At 72.4% G+C, this 20,503-nt stretch carries 17 protein-coding genes and 1 pseudogene; 12 read left to right on the top strand and 6 right to left on the bottom strand.

All coding sequences use genetic code 11. The features are described 5' to 3' along the window. Window positions 1–266: 266 nt before the first annotated feature. Both OTB20_RS39795 and mmuM read left to right on the top strand, forming a co-directional pair. The gene (locus OTB20_RS39795) at window positions 267–1,190 is read left to right on the top strand and encodes an LLM class F420-dependent oxidoreductase (protein WP_267824803.1); all 924 of its coding nucleotides are present in this window, start codon (window positions 267–269) and stop codon (window positions 1,188–1,190) included. A gap of 14 nt (window positions 1,191–1,204) precedes the next feature. Continuing rightward, complete coding sequence (gene mmuM, locus OTB20_RS39790) at window positions 1,205–2,116, top strand: homocysteine S-methyltransferase (RefSeq protein WP_267824802.1); 912 nt, start codon at window positions 1,205–1,207, stop codon at window positions 2,114–2,116. On the opposite strand, the gene OTB20_RS39785 is transcribed toward mmuM, so the two are convergent. Then, window positions 2,103–2,525, bottom strand: a complete 423-nt coding sequence (locus OTB20_RS39785; protein WP_267824801.1) for a hypothetical protein — start codon at window positions 2,523–2,525, stop codon at window positions 2,103–2,105. The genes mmuM and OTB20_RS39785 overlap by 14 nt on opposite strands. A gap of 213 nt (window positions 2,526–2,738) precedes the next feature. On the opposite strand from OTB20_RS39785, the gene OTB20_RS39780 reads away from it, so the two are divergent. From OTB20_RS39780 to argF, 5 genes are all read left to right on the top strand, one after another. Next, the gene (locus OTB20_RS39780; RefSeq protein ID WP_267824800.1) at window positions 2,739–4,304 is read left to right on the top strand and encodes a 3' terminal RNA ribose 2'-O-methyltransferase Hen1; all 1,566 of its coding nucleotides are present in this window, start codon (window positions 2,739–2,741) and stop codon (window positions 4,302–4,304) included. Beyond that, a complete protein-coding gene (locus OTB20_RS39775) occupies window positions 4,301–6,847 on the top strand; it encodes a polynucleotide kinase-phosphatase (RefSeq protein ID WP_267824799.1) in 2,547 nt (848 codons plus the stop codon). The genes OTB20_RS39780 and OTB20_RS39775 overlap by 4 nt, the downstream gene beginning before the upstream one ends. Window positions 6,848–7,034: 187 nt before the next feature. Beyond that, a complete protein-coding gene (locus OTB20_RS39770; RefSeq protein WP_267824798.1) occupies window positions 7,035–7,493 on the top strand; it encodes a hypothetical protein in 459 nt (152 codons plus the stop codon). 94 nt (window positions 7,494–7,587) lie between these two features. Then, the gene (locus tag OTB20_RS39765; protein ID WP_267824797.1) at window positions 7,588–8,814 is read left to right on the top strand and encodes an arginine deiminase; all 1,227 of its coding nucleotides are present in this window, start codon (window positions 7,588–7,590) and stop codon (window positions 8,812–8,814) included. Between the two features lie 107 nt (window positions 8,815–8,921). Further along, window positions 8,922–9,932, top strand: a complete 1,011-nt coding sequence (gene argF / locus OTB20_RS39760) for an ornithine carbamoyltransferase (protein ID WP_267824796.1) — start codon at window positions 8,922–8,924, stop codon at window positions 9,930–9,932. A gap of 37 nt (window positions 9,933–9,969) precedes the next feature. Here argF and OTB20_RS39755 read toward each other — a convergent pair whose 3' ends face one another. Continuing rightward, window positions 9,970–10,389: an ATP-binding protein gene (locus OTB20_RS39755; RefSeq protein ID WP_267824795.1), complete on the bottom strand. Its 420-nt coding sequence runs from the start codon at window positions 10,387–10,389 to the stop codon at window positions 9,970–9,972. A 250-nt stretch (window positions 10,390–10,639) separates the two neighbouring features. On the opposite strand from OTB20_RS39755, the gene OTB20_RS39750 reads away from it, so the two are divergent. Beyond that, window positions 10,640–11,467 (top strand): enoyl-CoA hydratase family protein, encoded by an 828-nt coding sequence (locus OTB20_RS39750; RefSeq protein ID WP_267824794.1) that lies wholly within the window; start codon window positions 10,640–10,642, stop codon window positions 11,465–11,467. A 28-nt stretch (window positions 11,468–11,495) separates the two neighbouring features. Then, complete coding sequence (locus OTB20_RS39745; protein ID WP_420716596.1) at window positions 11,496–13,850, top strand: FAD-dependent monooxygenase; 2,355 nt, start codon at window positions 11,496–11,498, stop codon at window positions 13,848–13,850. A 274-nt stretch (window positions 13,851–14,124) separates the two neighbouring features. On the opposite strand, the gene OTB20_RS39740 is transcribed toward OTB20_RS39745, so the two are convergent. From OTB20_RS39740 to OTB20_RS39730, 3 genes are all read right to left on the bottom strand, one after another. Next, window positions 14,125–14,964 carry a GNAT family N-acetyltransferase gene (locus OTB20_RS39740; protein WP_267824792.1) on the bottom strand — a complete coding sequence of 280 codons (840 nt, stop codon included), beginning with the start codon at window positions 14,962–14,964 and terminating at the stop codon, window positions 14,125–14,127. 124 nt (window positions 14,965–15,088) lie between these two features. Beyond that, complete coding sequence (locus OTB20_RS39735; protein ID WP_267824791.1) at window positions 15,089–15,898, bottom strand: PaaX family transcriptional regulator C-terminal domain-containing protein; 810 nt, start codon at window positions 15,896–15,898, stop codon at window positions 15,089–15,091. A gap of 4 nt (window positions 15,899–15,902) precedes the next feature. Next, complete coding sequence (locus OTB20_RS39730) at window positions 15,903–17,534, bottom strand: AMP-binding protein (RefSeq protein WP_267824790.1); 1,632 nt, start codon at window positions 17,532–17,534, stop codon at window positions 15,903–15,905. A 270-nt stretch (window positions 17,535–17,804) separates the two neighbouring features. Between OTB20_RS39730 and OTB20_RS39725 the strand changes: the two genes are divergently transcribed. The 3 genes from OTB20_RS39725 (at window position 17,805) to OTB20_RS39715 (ending at window position 19,926) form a co-directional block, all read left to right on the top strand. Then, the gene (locus OTB20_RS39725; protein ID WP_267824789.1) at window positions 17,805–19,013 is read left to right on the top strand and encodes an acyl-CoA dehydrogenase family protein; all 1,209 of its coding nucleotides are present in this window, start codon (window positions 17,805–17,807) and stop codon (window positions 19,011–19,013) included. After that, window positions 19,010–19,408 carry a RidA family protein gene (locus OTB20_RS39720; RefSeq protein ID WP_267752774.1) on the top strand — a complete coding sequence of 133 codons (399 nt, stop codon included), beginning with the start codon at window positions 19,010–19,012 and terminating at the stop codon, window positions 19,406–19,408. Before OTB20_RS39725 ends, OTB20_RS39720 begins: the two co-directional genes overlap by 4 nt. Before the next feature lie 170 nt (window positions 19,409–19,578). Next, window positions 19,579–19,926, top strand: coding sequence for a hypothetical protein (locus OTB20_RS39715; protein ID WP_267824788.1), 348 nt, complete (start codon window positions 19,579–19,581; stop codon window positions 19,924–19,926). A gap of 127 nt (window positions 19,927–20,053) precedes the next feature. On the opposite strand, the pseudogene OTB20_RS39710 reads toward OTB20_RS39715, so the two are convergent. Further along, window positions 20,054–20,368: pseudogene (locus OTB20_RS39710) on the bottom strand (M24 family metallopeptidase); the annotation flags it as partial. Between the last annotated feature and the right edge of the window lie 135 nt (window positions 20,369–20,503).

Below are 20,503 nucleotides of genomic sequence, written 5' to 3'. Positions count from 1 at the left end.
CTGGCACGGCTGGCACCACCACGTCACCCTGGTCACCGCCGCCCACGCCTTCCTCACCCAGCACCGGCTCCACCCAAAAGCACTCACGCCGGCCTGACGCTCTACCAGGTCCTGGACACCATCCAGATCCTGCTGAACCGCTGGACCGGCGTCTGCACCACCTGCCACCGACCCCTACCCAAACCCCGCCACCAGCGCGAACGCACAAGACCAGACCACACCTAACGGAGTCCTACTAGGAACGGTCGAAAGGGCAGGATGGAGACATGGATCTCCGTATCTTCACCGAGCCCCAGCAGGGCGCGAGCTACGACACCCTCCTGAGAGTCGCCAAGGCCACCGAGGACCTCGGCTTCGATGCCTTCTTCCGTTCGGACCACTACCTGCCCATGGGGGCGGCCGACGGTCTGCCCGGACCCACCGACGCCTGGATCACCCTGGCCGGGCTGGCCCGTGAGACCAAGCGGATCCGGCTGGGCACGCTGATGACGGCCGGCACCTTCCGGCTCCCCGGCGTGCTCGCCATCCAGGTCGCGCAGGTCGACCAGATGTCGGGCGGGCGGATCGAACTCGGCCTGGGGGCAGGCTGGTTCGAGGAGGAGCACAAGGCGTACGGCATTCCCTTCCCGGCCGAGCGCCTCGCCCGGCTGGAGGAGCAGCTGGCGATCGTCACCGGCCTGTGGGCCACCGAGCCCGGCGCCACCTTCGACTACGCGGGCGTCCACTACCAGGTGGAGAACTCCCCGGCGCTGCCCAAGCCGGCCCAGGACCGGATCCCGGTCCTGATCGGCGGCCACGGCGCGAAGCGCACCCCGCGCCTCGCCGCCCGGTACGCCGATGAGTTCAACATGCCCTTCGCCTCGATCGCCGACAGCGAGCGGCAGTTCGGCCGGGTCCGCGCGGCCGCCGAGAAGGCCGGCCGCAAGCCCGGCGACCTCGTCTACTCCAACGCCCTCGTCGTATGCGTGGGCAAGGACGACGCCGAGGTGGCCCGGCGGGCCGCCGCCATCGGCCGGGACGTCGCCGAGCTGAAGGCCAACGGCCTGGCCGGCTCCCCGGCAGAGGTGGTGGACCGGATCGGCGCCTACGGGGCCGTCGGCTCCTCCCGCCTCTACCTCCAGCTGCTCGACCTCGCCGATCTGGACCACCTGGAGCTGATCTCCGCCCAGGTGCAGTCCCAGCTCGGCTGACGGGACCGGCGACCGTGCCCCGCGCGTCCCGCCCGCTCGCCGCAGCCCTGGCCGGCCCCGCCGGGCGGGCCGTGCTCCTCGACGGCGGGCTGAGCAACCAGCTCGCCGACCAGGGCTGCGATCTGACCGGCGGCCTCTGGACGGGCCAGGTCCTCGCCGAGCAGCCGGAGCAGGTGAGGGCCGCCCACACCGCCTACGCCCGGGCCGGCGCCGAGGTGCTGATCACCGCGAGCTACCAGGTGGGGTACGCCGCCTTCGCCCGGCGAGGCTACGACGAGACACGCACGACGACCCTGCTGCGGCGCAGCGTACGGCTGGCCGACGCGGTGGCCCGGGCGGCGGAGCACGGGGTGTGGGTCGCCGCGTCCGTGGGCCCGTACGGGGCGGCGCTGGCCGACGGTTCCGAGTACCGGGGCCGGTACGGCCTGAGCGTGCGCGAGCTGGCCGACTTCCACCGGCCCCGGATCGCGGCGCTGCTGGCCGAGGGCCCCGACGTCCTGGCCCTGGAGACCGTCCCGGACACCACCGAGGCCGAGGCCCTGCTCACCGTGCTCGCCGAGACCGGTGCCAAGGCCTGGATCGGCTACACCGTGGCGGGCGGCCGCACCCGGGCGGGGCAGCCCCTGTCCGAGGCCTTCGCCCTCGCCGCCGACTCCCCACAGGTCATCGCCGTCGGGGTGAACTGCTGCGACCCCGCCGAGGTACTGCCCGCCCTGGAAGCGGCGGCGGGAGTCACCGGCAAGCCGCTGCTCGCCTACCCCAACGACGGCTCGGTGTGGGAGGCCGCGACCCGGACCTGGCGGGCCCCGGCCGTGCCCGTCCCCTGGCCCACGGCCGCCTGGCAGCGGGCCGGGGCCCGTCTCGTCGGCGGCTGCTGCCGCATCGGCCCCGACCGCATCGGGGAACTGGCCGCTACGCTCCGCTGAGGTCCCAGCGCACGCCCGGCAACCCGCCGCCCGAGGCCACGAGCGCGGCCATCTCCGCCTCCACGACCGCCAGTTCCTCGGGACTCTCCGCGAGGAGCAGCTGTTCGCGGTAGTGCACCAGCGCGGTGAGGAGCAGTTGGCTCCGTTCGGGCTCCAGCGCGCACATCCGGCGTGCGGCGGCGACGGACTCGGCGCGCAGGGCGAGTGCGATCGCGGGCCGGTGGGCGAACTCCTGACGGCTGTACGCGAACAACGCGACGGCCAGCAGGGGCAGATAGGCCAACGGACTCACATGGACGAGGACGCGACAGGCGGCGACCCGCTCCCGGACCGGCAGCGTGCCCGATCCGAGGAGGGCCACCCGGGCTCGCAGCACGGCGTCGTGATTGATGTTCTCCGTGGGATTCATGAGGACGATTCTGAAAGCCGCTCAGGTCCCCGGACAAGGGAGATCGGCTGTGCTCTCGGTCCTACGAAAACCGCCTCTGACCTGTCATGATGGAAACGTATTCACCCTTGCGGCCCCCGATCCGGACGGTCTTTCGTCCGCCACGGAGGCCGAAGCACCCGGTCGAACAAAACACGTTGGCCCGGCGCGCGGCACCCGCACATACTCGGGTGCATGTTCCTGACGATCTCCACCACCGGCACGGCCGGGCGTCCCGCCACCGACCTGGGCTTCCTGCTGCACAAGCACCCCGGAAAGACGCAGGCGTTCTCCACTTCCCACGGCACCGCCCACGTCTTCTACCCCGAAGCCACGGACGAGCGGTGCACGGCCGGCCTGCTGCTGGAGGTGGATCCCGTCACGCTCGTGCGGCGCGGGCAGGGCAAGGGCCAGGGCGGCACCCCGGACGCGGCGCTCGCGCAATACGTCAACGACCGCCCCTACGCCGCTTCCTCGCTGCTGGCCGTAGCGCTGAGCGGCGTGTTCCGCAGCGCGCTGAAGGGGCAGTGTGCGGCCCGTCCCGAACTGCCGGACGAGATACGCCCGCTGCGCATCGAGATCCCGGCCCTGCCCGCCCGGGGCGGCGCCGAGCTCGTGCACCGTCTGTTCGGCCCGCTCGGCTGGGAGTCGGTCAAGGCCACCCCGGTGGTGCTCGACGAGACCTTCCCCGAGTGGGGCGACTCCCGGTACGTGCGCCTCGTCCTGGAGGGCGAGCTGCGGCTCTGCGACGCGCTGCGCGGCCTGTACGTCCTGCTGCCAGTCCTCGACGACTCCAAGCACTACTGGATCGCCCCCGACGAGGTGGACAAACTGCTGCGCGCCGGAGACGGCTGGCTCGCCGAGCACCCGGAGAGCGGACTGATCACCTCCCGCTACCTGGCCCGCCACAAGCGGCTGACCCAGGACGCACTGGAGCGCCTGGAGCTGGTCCGCCTCGCGGAGGCCGACGGCAGCGAGGTGGAGGAGCTCGACAACGCGGTCGACGAGTCCAGCGATACCGAGGAGCGGCCCGTACCGCTCGCGGTGCTGCGCCGGGAGGCGATCCTCGCCTCGCTGAGCGCCGTCGGCGCCGCCCGCGTCCTCGATCTGGGCTGCGGCCAGGGCCAGTTGGTGCAGGCGCTGCTCAAGGATCCGGCCTACACCGAGATCGTCGGCGTGGACGTGTCGATCCGGGCGCTGAACCTCGCCGCCAAGCGGCTGCGGCTGGAGCGGATGGGGGAGCGGCAGAGCTCCCGCGTCCGCCTGACGCAGGGCTCGCTCGCCTACACGGACAAGCGGCTCGTGGGCTACGACGCGGCCGTGCTCAGCGAGGTCATCGAGCACCTGGACCCGGAGCGGCTGCCCGCCCTGGAATACGCGGTGTTCGGCTCGGCCCGCCCCCGTACGGTCCTGGTGACCACTCCGAACGTCGAGTACAACGTCCGCTGGGAGACGCTCCCCGCCGGGCACGTCCGGCACGGCGACCACCGCTTCGAGTGGACCCGCGCCGAGTTCCGGGCCTGGGCGACGGACGTCGCCTCCCGGCACGGCTACCAGGTCGCGTACGCACCCGTCGGGGACGACGACCCCGAGGTGGGGCCGCCGACCCAGATGGCCGTCTTCACCCTGACGACGCCCGGCACCCACACCGGTACCGGTACCGCGGGCACCGCGGACACGGCCGGAAAACCCAGCACCACCTCCACCTCCACGACCCCCACCCCCACCACCGACACCCCGAAGGAGGGCGAGGCGGCATGACCACCGAGAGCAGGCGCGTACTTCCCGTCACCGATCTGTCCCTCGTCGTCCTGATCGGCGCCACCGGCTCGGGCAAGTCCACTTTCGCCCGCAAGCACTTCAAGCCCACCGAGGTCATCTCCTCCGACTACTGCCGGGGCCTGGTCGCCGACGACGAGAACGACCAGAGCGCCAGCAAGGACGCCTTCGAGGTCCTGCACTACATCGCGGGCAAGCGGCTCGCCGCCGGCCGCCTCACGGTGGTCGACGCCACCAGCGTCCAGGCCGAGTCCCGCCGGCAGCTGGTCCAGCTCGCCCGGGAGTACGACGTCCTGCCCATCGCGATCGTCCTCGACCTGCCCGAAGAGGTCTGCGCCGAGCGCAACGCGGTCCGCCCCGACCGGGCCGAGCTGCCCCGCGCGGTCATCCAGCGCCACCGCCGCGACCTGCGGCGCTCGCTGCGCGGGCTGGAGCGCGAGGGCTTCCGCAAGGTGCACGTGCTGCGCACGGCCGAGGAGGCCGACTCGGCCGAGGTGGTCCTGGAGAAGCGCTTCAACGACCTCACCCACCTCACCGGCCCCTTCGACATCATCGGCGACATCCACGGCTGCGCCTCCGAGCTGGAGACCCTGCTCGCCAAGCTCGGCTACGAGGACGGCGCCCACCCAGGGGGCCGCACCGCCGTGTTCGTCGGCGACCTCGTCGACCGCGGCCCGGACAGCCCCGGCGTACTGCGCCGGGTGATGGGCATGGTCGGCTCCGGCAACGCCCTGTGCGTGCCGGGCAACCACGAGAACAAGCTCGCGCGATATCTCAAGGGCTCCAAGGTCCAGCAGACCCACGGCCTCGCCGAGACCGTCGAGCAGCTGGCCGGGGAGCCGCAGGAGTTCGTCCAGGAGGTCCGCGCCTTCATCCAGGGCCTGGTCAGCCACTACGTCCTGGACGGCGGCAAGCTCGTGGTCGCTCACGCCGGGCTGCCCGAGAAGTACCACGGCCGCACCTCCGGCCGGGTGCGCGCGCACGCCCTGTACGGCGAGACCACGGGCGAGACCGACGAGTTCGGCCTGCCCGTGCGCTACCCGTGGGCCGAGGACTACCGGGGCAAGGCCGTCGTGGTCTACGGACACACCCCGGTCCCGAACACCGCCTGGATCAACAACACCATCTGCCTCGACACCGGGGCCGTCTTCGGCGGGAAGATGACCGCCCTGCGCTGGCCCGAGCGCGAACTGGTCGACGTACCGGCCGAGAAGGTCTGGTACGAGCCGGTCAAGCCGCTCGTCGCCGAGGTGCCCGGGGGGAACGACGGGCGTCCGCTCGACCTGGCCGACGTGCAGGGCCGCCGGATCGTGGAGACCCGGCACCTGGGCAACGTGAACGTCCGCGAGGAGAACGCGGCCGCCGCCCTGGAGGTGATGAGCCGCTTCGCCGTGGACCCGCGCCTGGTGCCGTACCTGCCGCCGACCATGGCGCCGACCGCCACCTCGCAGAGCGAGGGCTACCTGGAGCACCCGGCCGAGGCCTTCGCGCAGTACCGCAAGGACGGCATGGCCCAGGTCGTCTGCGAGGAGAAGCACATGGGCTCCCGCGCCACCGTGCTGATCTGCAAGGACGCCGCCGCGGCCCGCGAGCGGTTCGGGGTCGACGGCCCCACCGGGTCCGTGTACACGCGCACCGGACGGCCCTTCTTCAAGGATCCCGCGGTCACCGAGGAGGTCCTCGGCCGGCTGCGGGCGGCGGTCACCGACGCCGGGCTGTGGGAGGAGCTGGCCACCGACTGGCTGCTCGTCGACGGCGAACTGCTGCCCTGGTCGCTGAAGTCCGGCGGCCTGCTGCGCAACCAGTACGCCGCCGTGGGCGCGGCTTCCGGCGCCGTCTTCCCGGACGCCGTCGCCGCCCTGGAGGCGGCCGCGGCCCGCGGCATCGACACCGGAGAGCTCCTGGAGCGCCAGCGCGGCCGGGCAGCCGACGCGGCGAAGTTCACCGAGGCCTACCGGCGCTACTGCTGGACCACCGACGGGCTGGACGGCGTACGGTTCGCCCCGTTCCAGCTGCTGGCGGCGGCCGGCCGCTCGCTGGCCGCCGTACCCCACGACGAGCAGCTGTTCTGGCTGGACCGGCTCGTCGCCGCCGACGAGGCCGCCGGAACCGGGCTGCTGCGCCGCACCGGCCGGATCCTGGTGGACACCGCCGACGAGGCCTCGGTACGGGCCGGCACCGACTGGTGGCTGGAGCTGACGGCCGCCGGCGGCGAGGGCATGGTCGTCAAACCGCTCCAGGCGTACGCCAAGGACGGCAAGGGCAGGCTCGTGCAGCCGGGGGTGAAGGTGCGCGGACGCGAGTACCTGCGGATCATCTACGGTCCCGAGTACACGCGTCCGGACCACCTGGAGCGGCTGCGCGGACGCCACCTCGGGCACAAGCGCTCGCTCGCCCTGCGCGAGTACGCGCTCGGGCTGGAGGCCCTGGACCGGCTGGCGGCCGAGGAGCCGCTGTGGCGGGTCCACGAAGCGGTCTTCGCCGTCCTCGCGCTGGAGTCGGAGCCGGTGGACCCGAGGCTCTGACGCGTCAAGGAAGATCCCCCCTACGGCCGTTCATTAGGTCGTATGGGGGAACTTTCGCGAAGAACTCCGGGAAAACCACCGGCGGGATCGTTCATCCAGGGCAGCGGAATGTCCGCGACCCTGGAAGGACGGAACGTCACCTATGAAGATGACCGCGCGCGGAAGCATTGCGGCACTCATGACCTGTATGGCTGCGGTTGGCGCGGCCACCCCGGCCATGGCCGACGCGGTGCCGGTGGGAGTCCCCCTGGACGCGGTGCGCACCACGCTCGGCGTGGACGTCCCGCACCTGGCCACCGGTGTCCCGGTGCCGGTGGTGGGCGCTCCCGAGGTGCCCGTGCACCACAAGGGCGACATGCTGCCCACCCCGCTGCTGCCGTCCGTGCCGATCGGCACCGAGCTCGGGAACACCCTCGTCACCTCCCCGGTGCCGAACCTGGCGGGCCGGCCCGAGACGGACGGCGAGGGCTCGGTGGACGCGCCCGCGACCACGGTGCGCACCCGCACCCCGGGGCTGCTGCTCGGCTCCCCGCTGAGCATGCCCGACGGGTCCAACTACGGGCTGCCGAACGTGACCGCCCCCGCGCTGGGCGTGATCGCCCCGGACCTCACGGGTACCCCGGAGGCCCTGCTCGGCCTGCGCTGAACCTGCCGGACCCGGCCCGCCGTCGGATCCGGCGGGCGAACCCGCTGAGCCGACGCCGCGTCAAAAGGCCGCCCGGTCTGCGAACGTGTACGGCATGGGATTCCATGTCGATTCCGAGACCGGGCGGCTTCGCCGCGTCATCCTCCACCGGCCCGACCTGGAGCTGAAGCGGCTCACACCGAGCAACAAGGACGCGTTGCTCTTCGACGACGTGCTGTGGGTGCGCAGGGCCCGTCAGGAGCACGACGGCTTCGCCGACGTACTGCGCGACCGGGGCGTGGAGGTCCACCTCTTCGGTGACCTGCTGTGCGAGGCCCTGGACATCCCGGAGGCGAGGCACCTCGTACTGGACCGGGTCTTCGACGAAAAGGAGTACGGTCCGCTCGCCACCAGCCACCTGCGGACGGTTTTCGAGGGGCTGTCCTCGGCGGACCTGGCCGAGGCGCTGATCGGCGGGATGACCAAGCGGGAGTTCCTGGAACGGCACGCGGAGCCGGTGTCGGTCCGCTTCCACGCGCTGGACCTGGACGGCTTCCTGCTGGGGCCGCTGCCCAACCACCTCTTCACCCGGGACACCTCCGCCTGGATCTACGACGGGGTGTCCATCAACGCGATGCGGTGGCCGGCCCGGCAGCGCGAGACCGTGCACTTCGAGGCCATCTACAAGCACCACCCGCTCTTCACCGGCTCCGGGGCCTTCCACTACTGGTCGCAGGGGCAGGCCGACTACCCCTCCACCATCGAGGGCGGCGACGTCCTGGTCATCGGCAACGGCGCCGTACTCATCGGGATGAGCGAGCGGACCACCCCGCAGGCGGTGGAGATGCTGGCGCGCGGGCTGTTCGCCGCCGGGTCGGCGAGGACGATCGTGGCGCTCGACATGCCGAAGCGGCGGGCGTTCATGCACCTGGACACGGTGATGACGATGGTCGACGCGGACACCTTCACCCAGTACGCGGGCCTGGGCATGCTGCGTTCCTACACGATCGAGCCGGGCGCCGGGGCGAGCGAGCTGAAGGTGACCGACCATCCGCCGGAGCACATGCACAAGGCCATCGCCGCCGCCCTCGGGCTGGACTCGATCCGGGTGCTCACCGCGACCCAGGACGTGCACGCCGCCGAGCGCGAGCAGTGGGACGACGGCTGCAACGTACTGGCCGTGGAGCCGGGCGTGGTCGTCGCCTACGAGCGGAACGTCACGACCAACACCCACCTGCGCAAGGAGGGCATCGAAGTGATCGAGATCCCGGGCAGCGAGCTGGGGCGGGGGCGGGGCGGGCCGCGCTGCATGAGCTGTCCGGTGGAGCGGGACGCCACGTAGCGCGCGGTTCAGGGGCGGTGCCGGTCGGGGTCTCATCGGGGGCTGTATATCAATGCAGAGCATCGTATAGACTTCCAGCATCTCGTCACCGTGACTTTGGAGTCCCCATGGCCACCGATCTCGTCGGCCGCAGTTTCCTGAAGGAGCTCGACTTCACCGCCGCCGAGTTCCGCGGCCTGGTCGAGCTCGCCGCCGAACTCAAGGCGGCCAAGAAGGCCGGGACCGAGCGGCGCCGCCTCCAGGGCAAGAACATCGCCCTGATCTTCGAGAAGACCTCCACGCGCACGCGCTGCGCCTTCGAGGTCGCCGCCGCCGACCAGGGTGCCCACACGACCTATCTGGACCCCAGCGGCTCCCAGATGGGCCACAAGGAATCGGTCAGGGACACCGCACGGGTGCTGGGCCGGATGTTCGACGGCATCGAGTACCGGGGCGACGCGCAGGACGCCGTCGAACAGCTCGCCGCCCACGCCGGCGTACCCGTCTTCAACGGCCTCACCGACGACTGGCACCCCACCCAGATGCTGGCCGACGTACTCACGATGACCGAGCACTGCGCCAAGCCGCTGGAGCGGATCGCCTTCGCCTACCTCGGTGACGCCCGCTTCAACATGGGCAACTCCTACCTGGTGACCGGCGCGCTGCTGGGCATGGACGTACGGATCGTCGCGCCGAAGCACTACTGGCCGGCCGAGCCCGTGGTGGCCGCGGCGCGCGAGCTGGCTGCCGCCAGCGGCGCCCGGATCTCGCTCACCGAGGACCTCGCGGAGGGCGTCCGCCAGGCCGATTTCGTGGTGACCGACATCTGGGTGTCCATGGGGGAGCCCAAGGAGGTCTGGGACGAGCGGATCGAGGCGCTGAGCCCGTACGCCGTCACCATGGACGTGCTGCGCGCCACCGGGAACCCGGACGTGAAGTTCATGCACTGCCTGCCGGCGTTCCACGATCTCGGCACCAAGGTGGCCCGGGAGATCCACGAGCGGCACGGGCTGGAGTCGCTGGAGGTGACGGACGAGGTGTTCGAGTCCGCGCACTCCGTCGTCTTCGACGAGGCCGAGAACCGGCTGCACACCATCAAGGCCGTCCTCGTCGCGACCCTCGCGGAGCCGACCGCATAGCCACCGCATAGTCATGCGGTGGCCGGAGGGGCTCGCCCTAGAGGGCCGGCCGGGACGGCAGGGTGAACCACACGGCCTTGCCGTGCGGGGTGGCGCGGTGGCCGCAGGCCGAGCTCAGGGTCCGGATCAGCAGCAGGCCGCGGCCGTGCTCCTGCCAGGGGTCGGGGTGGGGGTCGTCGGGGCCGGGGGCGGAGAGGTCGGCGGGGGGCTGCGGATCCCCGTCGTGCACCTCGACCTGGAAGCCGTGCGCGAGCAGTTCCACGACGAGCTCGATGGGGGCGCCGCCGGGGGTGTGCTCCACGGCGTTGGCGACCAGTTCGGCCGTGAGGAGTTCGGCGGTGTCGCCGTCTGCCGGCGCCTCGATTTCGGCGAGGGCCGTACGGACGAGGGCGCGGGCGATGGGTACGGCCGCAGTCGTGTGCGGCAGGACTATCCGCCAGGCGGAGGCGTCGGGCAAGGCAGGACCGTCCGTTCCGTGGGGTCGCAGGGTGATGCGGCGGGGTGAGACCGGGGTGAAGCTGCGGAAATCCTGCTTTCAACGATACGAAGTGGAAATGTCCGGCCGTAGGGCACCCCGACGTGAGCGCCGGGGACGTCGGGCACACCGGATCGGGACCTTCGGTGTGTGTGGCGTCCGGCCCCAGCAGGGGCCCATAGTTATCGTGCTTCCCTGACGATGGTCACGAACCGGTGATATCTTCGGGAGGGTGAGTCCCTTCCTCGGTTCCACGCCCGCGACCGAACGCTGGAGCCACCTCCGGGTGGACCTGCGCGACGGAGTCGCCACCGTCACCCTCGACCGCCCCGAGAAGCTCAACGCGCTCACTTTCGGCGCCTACGCCGACCTGCGCGACCTGCTCGCCGAACTGTCCAGGGAGCGGTCCGTACGCGCCCTGGTACTCGGCGGCGAGGGGCGCGGCTTCTGCTCCGGGGGTGACGTCGACGAGATCATCGGCGCCACCCTCGCGATGGACACCGCCCAGCTCCTCGACTTCAACCGGATGACCGGACAGGTCGTGCGAGCCCTGCGCGAATGCCCCTTCCCGGTCATCGCCGCCGTCCACGGCGTCGCCGCCGGCGCCGGGGCCGTCATCGCGCTCGCCGCCGACTTCCGCATCGCCGACCCCACCGCACGCTTCGCCTTCCTCTTCACCCGGGTCGGCCTCTCCGGCGGGGACATGGGCGCCGCCTACCTGCTGCCCCGCGTCGTCGGGCTCGGGCACGCCACCCGGCTGCTGATGCTGGGAGAACAGGTCAGAGCGCCCGAGGCGGAACGGATCGGTCTGCTCAGCGAGGTCACCGAGGAGGGCCGGGCCGCCGCGCGGGCCGCAGAACTCGCCGCGCACCTCGCCGCCGGCCCCGCCCTCGCCTACGCGCAGACCAAGGCACTGCTGACCGCCGAACTGGACATGCCCCTCTCCGCCTCGGTGGAACTCGACGCGAACACCCAGGCGCTGCTGATGAACGGCGAGGACTACCGGGAGTTCCACGCGGCCTTCACCGCGAAGCGGGCGCCCCACTGGAAGGGCAGGTAGGTCCATGGCGGGTGCCGGTGCTGGTGGCATGAGCGTCGCCGTGGTCGGCGGGGGACCGGGCGGGCTGTACGCCGCCGCGCTGCTGGCCCGGCAGGGGCACGCGGTTGACGTGTGGGAGAAGAACGCCCCCGACGACACCTTCGGCTTCGGGGTGGTCCTCTCAGACGAGACGCTCGGTGGCATCGAAGCGGCCGACGCCGTGGTCTACGCGGCCCTGAGCGCCGAGTTCGTCCGCTGGGACGACATCGACATCGTGCACCGGGGCCGGCTGCTGACCTCCGGCGGCCACGGGTTCGCCGCGCTGGGCCGGCGCCGGCTCCTGGAGATCCTGCACGAGCGCTGCGCCGGCCTCGGGGTCCGGCTCCGCTTCCGCTCCCGGGCGCCCGAACCGGACGTGCTCGCAGCCTCGTACGACCTGGTGGTCGCGGCGGACGGGGTGCACAGCCGGATCCGGGAGGCCGCGGCGGAGCACTACGGGCCCACGGTGACGGGCGGCCGGTGCCGGTACATCTGGCTGGCCGCCGACTTCGCCCTGGACGCCTTCCGCTTCGAGATCGCGGAGACCGGGCACGGGGTCATGCAGCTGCACGCGTACCCGTACGCGGCGGACTCCTCGACCGTGATCGTCGAAATGCGCGAGGACGTCTGGCACAACGCCGGCTTCGACCTCTGCGACGAGGCGCAATCTGCGGAGCGCTGCGCGAAGATCTTCGGCGAGGCGCTGCGGGGGCGGCCTCTGCGCGGGAACGGCTCGGTGTGGACGCGGTTCCGCACGGTGGCCAACGCCCGCTGGTCGCACGGCAACACGGTACTGATCGGCGACGCCGCACACACCGCGCACTTCTCGATCGGCTCCGGCACCAAACTGGCGGTGGAGGACGCCCTCGCGCTGGCCCGGGCGGTGGAGTCCGAGGCGGACGTCCCGGCCGCACTGGCCGCGTACGAGGCCGCGCGGCGGCCGGCGGTGGCCTCCACCCAGCGGGCGGCGGCCGCCAGCATGCGGTGGTTCGAGGAGCTCGCCGGGTACGTCGGCCAGCCCGCCCGGCAGTTCGCCTTCAACCTCCTCACGCGCAGCCTGCGGGTCACCCACGGCAACCTGCGGCTGCGCGATCCGCGCTTCACCCGCGCCGTGGAACGCGACTTCGGCTGCCCCGACACCCCCGGCGAGGGCCCGGAGGAGGCGGGAACCCCGCCTATGTTCACGCCGTTCACCCTGCGGGGGCTGACGCTGCGCAACCGGGTGGTGGTGTCCCCGATGGACATGTATTCGGCAACGGGGGAGGTTTCGGCAACGGGGGAGGCCCCGGCAACGAGGACGGCTCCGGCGACGGGGGAGGCTTCGGCGACAGGGGACACCCCGGTGGCCGATGGCGGCGGCGTGCCGGGGGACTTCCACCTGGTGCACCTCGGCGCGCGGGCGCTGGGCGGAGCCGCCCTGGTGATGACGGAGATGGTCTGCGTCAGCGCCGAGGGCCGGATCACCCCCCGCTGCACGGGCCTCTACACCCCGGAGCAGGCGGACGCCTGGGCACGGATCGCCGACTTCGTGCACACCTCGGCGCCCGGAACCGCCCTCGGCGTCCAGCTCGGCCACTCGGGCCGCAAGGGCTCGACCCGGGTGATGTGGGAGGGCATGGACGCCCCGCTGCCCGAGGGGAACTGGCCGCTGGCGGCCGCCTCCGCGCTGCCCTACCGCCCCGGAACCTCGGCCGTCCCGCGCGCCATGACCACCGCCGACCTCGCCGCCGTCCGCTCCGACTTCGCGGCCGCCGCCGTCCGGGCCGCGAGAAGCGGCTTCGACCTGCTGGAACTGCACTGCGCGCACGGCTATCTGCTCTCCGGCTTCCTCTCCCCGCTGGCCAACCACCGCACCGACGCCTACGGCGGCCCGCTGGAGAACCGGCTCCGCTTTCCGCTGGAGGTCTTCGACGCGGTCCGCGCCGTATGGCCGGCGGACCGGCCGATGACGGTCCGTCTCTCGGCCACCGACTGGGCGCCCGGCGGCACCTCGCCCGAGGACGCGGTGGCCATCGCCGGAGCCTTCGCGGCCCACGGCGCGGACGCCATCGACGTCTCGACGGGCCAGGTGGTGGCGGATGAAGCCCCCGAGTACGGTCGCGCCTACCAGACCCCGTACGCCGACCGGATCCGCAACGCCGTGGACGTCCCGGTGATCGCGGTCGGCGCGATCTCCTCCTGGGACGACGTCAACTCCCTGCTGCTGGCGGGCCGGGCGGACCTCTGCGCGCTCGGCCGCCCCCACCTCTACGACCCGCACTGGACCCTGCACGCGGCCGCCGACCAGTCCTACACCGGCCCGGCCGCCCCCTGGCCCGCCCCCTACCTGGCCGGCAGCCGCAAGCCGCCTACGGGGCGGGGGTAGCCCCGCCTACCGATGCGGCCGCAGGGCCAGGCACTCGTGGCAGTGGCAGGGCTGCGGATGCGGCCAGTCGTCGGGCCAGGCGTCGGAGCGGAGCTCCCGGGCGAGGTGCTCCATGACCACCGAGGAATCCCCTTGGCGCCGCCCCTGAACATCTTCGTGCCCGGGCGCCGGGTCTGTCCGCCCTCGCCGTAGCGGCGCCACAGGACCACGTTCGCGGCCGGCATCCAGACGGGTTCGACCGGCTCGGACGGTTCTTCGCCGTCCACGGGGGTGCTCATGCCAGAGCCACCTCGACGCGGTCCTCGACCGGGGTGTAGCCCAGGCGCTGGTAGACGCCGTTGCTGGTGGGGTTCGCCAGGTCGGTGAAGAGGAGCACCTCCCGGGCTCCGGCCGCCTGCGCCGCCTCGGTCGCGGCGTAGGTGGCCCCGGCGGCGTAGCCGCGCCCGCGCAGTGCGGGCGGGGTGTAGACCGGGCCGATCCGGGTCACCCCGCCGATCGGGCGGAAGAACCCAGCCAGGGAGACCGGGGCTCCCTCGTCCTCCCAGAGCAGCATCCCGCCGTACGACAGCCGGTCGCGCAGGGCGCTCTCGGAGGCGGATCCGCCCACCTCGGCCTCCTGCTTGAAGGCGGTGACCCAGTCGAACAGCAGGGAGAGGTCGTCCTCCCCGGCCCGCCGGGCCCGCCCTGACGGGGCGGGATCCGGGGCGAGGAGCCCCACCAGCCGGTACAGGCGCTCCTCCACGGCGACCTCGGTCGGCTTCCCCCAGGCCGCGGCCAGCGCCGGCGCGTCGGCGCGGCGGGTGTTGAGCGCGTCGATCCCGGCGAGCAGCGGCTCGGTGGCGAGCGCCGTCCCCAGCTCCCGGACCGCCTCGACGGGCAGCGCGCCGACCAGCAGCGGATGCGGCGGGGTGCTGAGCAGGGTGCCCGTGACGACCGTGTCCTCGCCCGTCCACCAGCCGAAGAGGGGAGCGGCCGCGCCGAAGGCGTCCGGGCCCCGCCGTTCCAGGGCGTCGATCGCGGTCAGCAGGGCGGTGTTGGTGACGGGCTCGGCGGCGAGGGCCGGGCCGGCCGCGGCCAGATAGGCCGCCAGGTCGGAAGTGAAGGTCCAAGTCATGGGCCATCATGACCGGCGTCCGGTCCGTCGCGCAGCCGGATTTCGGCCGTCGACGAGCCGGTGCGGCCCGGCCGCTGCTCGCCGCCCGCAGCCCATCGCCGTAATACGGGCTACGGGCTACGGACTACGGCTCCACGAACCCCGCCCCCAGGTCCCGCAGCCGCTCGTGCAGCTCCGCGAAGACCGCGGCCGAGCGGTCTCCCGGCCAGTCCGCCGGGAGCAGCTCGCGCGGCAGGCCCGGGTCGGCGTACGGGAGCCGGCGCCAGGTGTCCAGGGCGAGGAGGTAGCCGCGGTAGGCGGCCTCCGGGGTGGGGACGGCCGCGTCGGACTGCAGGGCGCGCAAGGCAGGCTCGTGGAGATCGAGGAACTCCTCGTGCTGCTTGGCCAGCGCCGCCAGGTCCCACCAGCGGGCCACCGACTCCCCCGTCGGGGCGAAGCCCAGGTGCGCGCCGCGGAAGAGTTCCACGTACGCCGTCAGACGCAGCCGCTCCAGGGTGTGCCGGGTCTCCCCGTCCAGCTGCGCCGGGGCGATCCACACGCCGGGCGCCACCGCGCCGAAGCCGAGCCCGGTGAGCCGGGAGCGCAGCAGGTGCCGCTTCGCCCGCTCCTGTTCCGGGACGGAGAAGACGGCGAGCAGCCACTCCTGGGACTCGGCCGGGCGCGCGGCCCCGTAGATCCGCCGGTCGCCGTCCTCCAGGAGCCGGCGCGCCTCCGGGGAGAGCTCGTACCCCGCGGAGTGGTCCCCGGCCCGCGCGGGCAGCAGGAAGCCGCGCCGCTTCAGCCGGGACACCGACGAGCGGACGGACGGAGCGTCCACGCCGGCCGCGCCCAGCAGGCGGACCAGCGCGGACACCGGGACCGGGCCGGGGAAGGCCCGCCCGTAGGCGCCGTAGAACGTGACGATCAGAGATCGCGGGGTGTGCTGTTCGACCACGGCTTCACTCTAAGTGCTGTCCTTGATCGCGCAGCCGGAAGCGTTGCAGCTTTCCCGTCGCCGTGCGGGGCAGGGCCGGCAGGAAGACGAAGGTGCGCGGGCATTTGTGCGGGGCGAGCTCGGTCCGCATGAAGGTGCGCAGGGCGTCCTCGGTGAGGACCGCGCCCTCCCGGGGGACCATGTACGCGACCACGACCTGCCCGCGCCGCTCGTCCGGGCGGCCGATCACGGCCGCCTCCAGTACGTCGGGATGGCGCAGCAGGGCCTCCTCGACCTCCGGGCCCGCGATGTTGTACCCCGCCGAGATGATCATGTCGTCGGCCCGGGCCACGTAGCGGAAATAGCCCTCCGCGTCACGGATGTAGGTGTCGCCCGTGACGTTCCAGCCGTCCCGTACGTACTCGCCCTGCCGCGGGTCCGCCAGATAGCGGCAGCCCACCGGTCCCCGTACGGCCAGCAGTCCCGGTACCTCGTCCGCGACCGGCAGCCCCGCCGTGTCCACCACCCTGGCCTCCCAGCCGGGCACCACGCGGCCCGTCGTGCCGGGCCGGATGTCCTCGTCGGCAGCCGAGATGAAGATGTGCAGAAGTTCGGTGGCGCCGATCCCGTTGATGATCCGCAGGCCCGTGCGCTCGTACCAGGCCTGCCAGGTCGCGGCGGGCAGGTTCTCGCCCGCCGAGACGCAGCGCCGTAGCGCGGAGAGGTCGTAGGCGCCCGTGTCGTACGGGCCCAGCGTGTCCAGCATCGACCGGTAGGCCGTGGGCGCGGTGAACAGCACCGACACCCGGTGCTCGGCCAGCGCGGGCAGCAGCCGCCGCGGAGAGCCGTCCGCCAGCAGCAGCGCCGAGGCGCCGGCCCGCAGGGGGAAGATCACCAGCCCGCCGAGACCGAAGGTGAAACCGAGCGGCGGACTGCCCGCGAAGACGTCCTCGGGGCGGGGTCGCAGCACCTCGCGGGAGAAGGTGTCGGCCACCGCCAGGAGATCGCGGTGGAAGTGCATGCATCCCTTGGGACGACCGGTGGTGCCCGAGGTGAAGGCGATCAGCGCCACGTCGTCCGCGGAGGTGTCCACCGCCAGGAAGGGCTCCGGGTGCTCCTGCGCGAGGCGCAGCAGGTCGTCGGGGGCCTCGCCGCCGTACGCGGTGATCCGCAGGCCCGGCACCTGCGCTTTCACCAGGTCGTCCACCACCTCCGCATGGCACAGGGCGTGGCTCACCCGGGCCATCGAGCACACCGTTGCCAGCTCCTGCGCGCGCTGTTGGGCCAGTACGGTGACCGCCACCGCGCCCGCCTTCATCACCGCCAGCCAGCACGCGGCGAGCCAGGGGCCGGTGGGGCCGCGCAGGAGCACGCGGTTGCCGGGGACCACGCCGAGGTCGGCGGTGAGGACGTGCGCGAGCCGGTCCACGCGGGCGTGCAGCTCCCCGTAGGACCACACCGTGCCGTCCCCGCCGCGGAAGGCGGGTCGGTCGGGGCCCAGGCGGGCGATGGTGGCGTCGAGCAGCTCCACACCGCAGTTGAGCCGGTCCGGGTAGGCCAGTCCGGGGAGTTCGAAGAGGAGCCGCGGCCAGGCGTGCGCGGGAGGCAGGTGGTCGCGCGCGAAGGTGTCTCGATGAGCGGAAGGCTTGAGCTCCAAGGCGGGTTCGCCCCCTTGCGACGGTCCGCGCCCCGGGTGGGGGAGGGACCCTCCGTATGGACTTCGTGGGACCGCTGGGACCGGTCGGACCGGCGGAGCGGCTGGAACCGGTGGAACGGCTGGACCTGTTGGACCTACTGGAGCCGTCGGACCTGTTGGACCCGTGGGCCTGTCGGGCCGAATTGGTGGAGCCTGCCGTACGAACGCAGCACGAGCGTATCGTCATGGTGACGGTAGTCAACAGGACGCGATAGAGGCTGGGGCATTCGGATGACCCGATTCACGGGATTCGCGCTCGGGGCGGACCAGGAGGAGTGGTGCGCGCGGTTGCGCGCGCTGGCGGCGGAGCGGCTGCGCCCGCTCGCGGAGAAGGGGGAGCCGGGGCGGGTCAACCGGCCACTGCTGGCCGCGCTGGGCGAAGAGGGGCTGCTGGAACGGGTGTTCACCTCCGGCGCGCTGGAGCTGTGCCTGCTGCGCGAATCCCTCGCCTACGGCTGCACGGAGGCGGAGACGGCCCTCGCCCTCCAAGGGCTGGGTGCCTACCCGGTACTGCGCGCGGGCAGCGACGCGCAGCGCGAGCGCTGGCTGCCGGGGGTGCGGGCCGGGCGGACGGTGGCGGCCTTCGCGCTGAGCGAGCCGGGGGCCGGGTCGGACGCCGCGGCGCTGGCGCTCGAAGCGGTACCCGACGGCGGGGTAGGTGGCGGGGCAGGCGGTGGGGGCTGGCGGCTCAGCGGGGAGAAGTGCTGGATCTCCAACGCCCCCGAGGCGGATTTCTACACCGTCTTCGCCCGCACCGGCGAAGGCCCCGGAGCCAAGGGGGTCAGTGCCTTCCTGGTTCCGGCGGACCGGCCGGGGCTGTCGGGGGATGCCCTCGACATGCTCTCCCCGCACCCGATCGGCGCGCTCGCCTTCGACGGGGTCCCGGTGGGACCGGCCGACCTGCTGGGGGAGCCGGGCCGGGGTTTCCGGGTGGCCATGGACACCCTGAACCTCTTCCGTCCCAGCGTGGGCGCCTTCGCCATCGGGATGGCCAGGGCCGCCCTGGACGCGACGGTGGCGCACACGGCCGCCCGTACCGCCTTCGGCGGGGTGCTGGGGGACCTGCAGGCCGTGGCGCACCGGGTGGCCGAGATGGCCACGCGGACCGAGGCGGCCCGGCTCCTCGTGTACGCGGCGGCGGGGGCCTACGACGCGGACGCGCTCTCGCCGCAGGTACCGAGGCGGGCCGCCATGGCGAAGCTGCTGGCCACCGAGACGGCCCAGTACGTCGTCGATCACGCGGTACAGCTGCACGGGGCGGTCGCCCTGCGCCGGGGCCACCTGCTGGAACACCTGTACCGGGAGGTGCGGGCGCCGCGGATCTACGAGGGGGCGAGCGAGGTGCAGCGCACCATCATCGCCAAGGACCTCTACCGGGAGGCGCGGGAAGTGCGGGAAACACCGGCGGTGCGGGAGATGCGGGAGGCGGGGGAAGCATGAGCCTGGAGCGGATCAACCCGGAGGAGCTGTCCCCGGCGACGGGCTTCTCGCACGCCGTCGTCGCGACCGGGAGCCGGCTGGTGTTCCTCGCCGGGCAGACGGCGCTCGACGGTGCGGGAAAAGTGGTGGGGGAGACGCTGCCGGCCCAGTTCGAGCGGGCGCTGACGAACCTGCTGGCGGCGCTGGCGCGGGCGGGCGGCTCACCTGCCGAGCTGGCGCGGGTGACCGTCTATGCGGTGGACGTGGCGGACTACCGGGCTTGCGCGCCCGAACTCGGCCGAATCTGGCGGCGGTTGGCGGGCCGGGACTATCCCGCGATGGCCGTCGTGGGCGTGGTCCGGCTGTGGGACGAGGCGGCGCTGATCGAGGTGGACGGGTTGGCGGTGCTCCCGTAGCCCTTTTGGCTGGTGGGGTGGCTGCCTTTGACAGTGGCCTGGGGAGGGTGGAGGGTGGAAATGCCCCGATATCGGGGCGATTCGCCCTTCATTCTCGGAGGTGCATAACTATGCGCCGTGGGTTTATTGCGGCAGCCGTGACAGGAGCCGCCGGGATCACACTCGGCCTGATGCCCGTCAGCAGCGCCTTTGCCTCGAGTCTGCCCCAGACGTACCGCTGTTCCGACTGGCGCGGGAGCGACTGGCGCGGGGACGACTGGTGGCGCCACTGCTGCGACTCCTCGCGCGGTTACGACCGCCCCAGCTGGTGCTGGGACAACAGCAACTGGAACCACGACAGTTGGAACAGCAACTGGGACAACAGCAACTGGAACCACGACAACCGGCACAACAACAGCTGGAACCACGACCGGTGGAACGACAACGACAGCTGGAACAGCAATAGTTGGAACAACGACAACAACTGGCACGACAGCGGCTACAGCGACGGTCACCACAACGGGAACTGGAACAACTGACGCCTCTTGACGGCCGGCTCCCCACCTCCGAGGTCCGGGCGCCCCTCGGTCCCGGCGCCCCTCCGGCCGATCCCGGAGTCGGGCGCCGCACCGGGATGCACCCCGGTCCGGGCCCGAAAAGCACTCCCTAGCCTTCCAGCAGGTTCCCCATCCACTCCTCGACGGCCGCCACCGTGCGGGGCAGGGCGCCCGACATCAGCCGGGCGCCTTCGGCCGTGATGACCAGGTCGTCCTCGATGCGGACGCCGATGCCGCGCAGCTCCGGCGGAAGGGTCTCGTCGTCGGGCTGGAGGTAGAGCCCCGGCTCCACGGTGAGGACCTGGCCCTCTTCCAGGACCCCGTCCAGGTACGTGTCCACGCGCGCCTGCGCGCAGTCGTGCACGTCCAGTCCGAGCATGTGCCCGCTGCTGCACAGGGTGTAGCGCCGGTGCAGATCGCCCTCGGCGTTCTTGGTCGGGTAGGTCCCGCGCATCGCTGCGCGGGACCCCCCTCAGAACCGTGCTTGCCACTTTCACGGCACACGGCTCAAGCAGACATGTCGGCCTCTAACGAGAAGTCCTCTTTCGGTCTTCGGCAT

Origin of the sequence: Streptomyces sp. H27-H1 (assembly GCF_026627445.1) — a bacterium.
In the GTDB taxonomy this organism is placed as follows: Bacteria; Actinomycetota; Actinomycetes; order Streptomycetales; family Streptomycetaceae; genus Streptomyces.
Note: the sequence above shows the minus strand (reverse complement) of the source record. Positions and strands in the feature narration are given on the sequence as shown.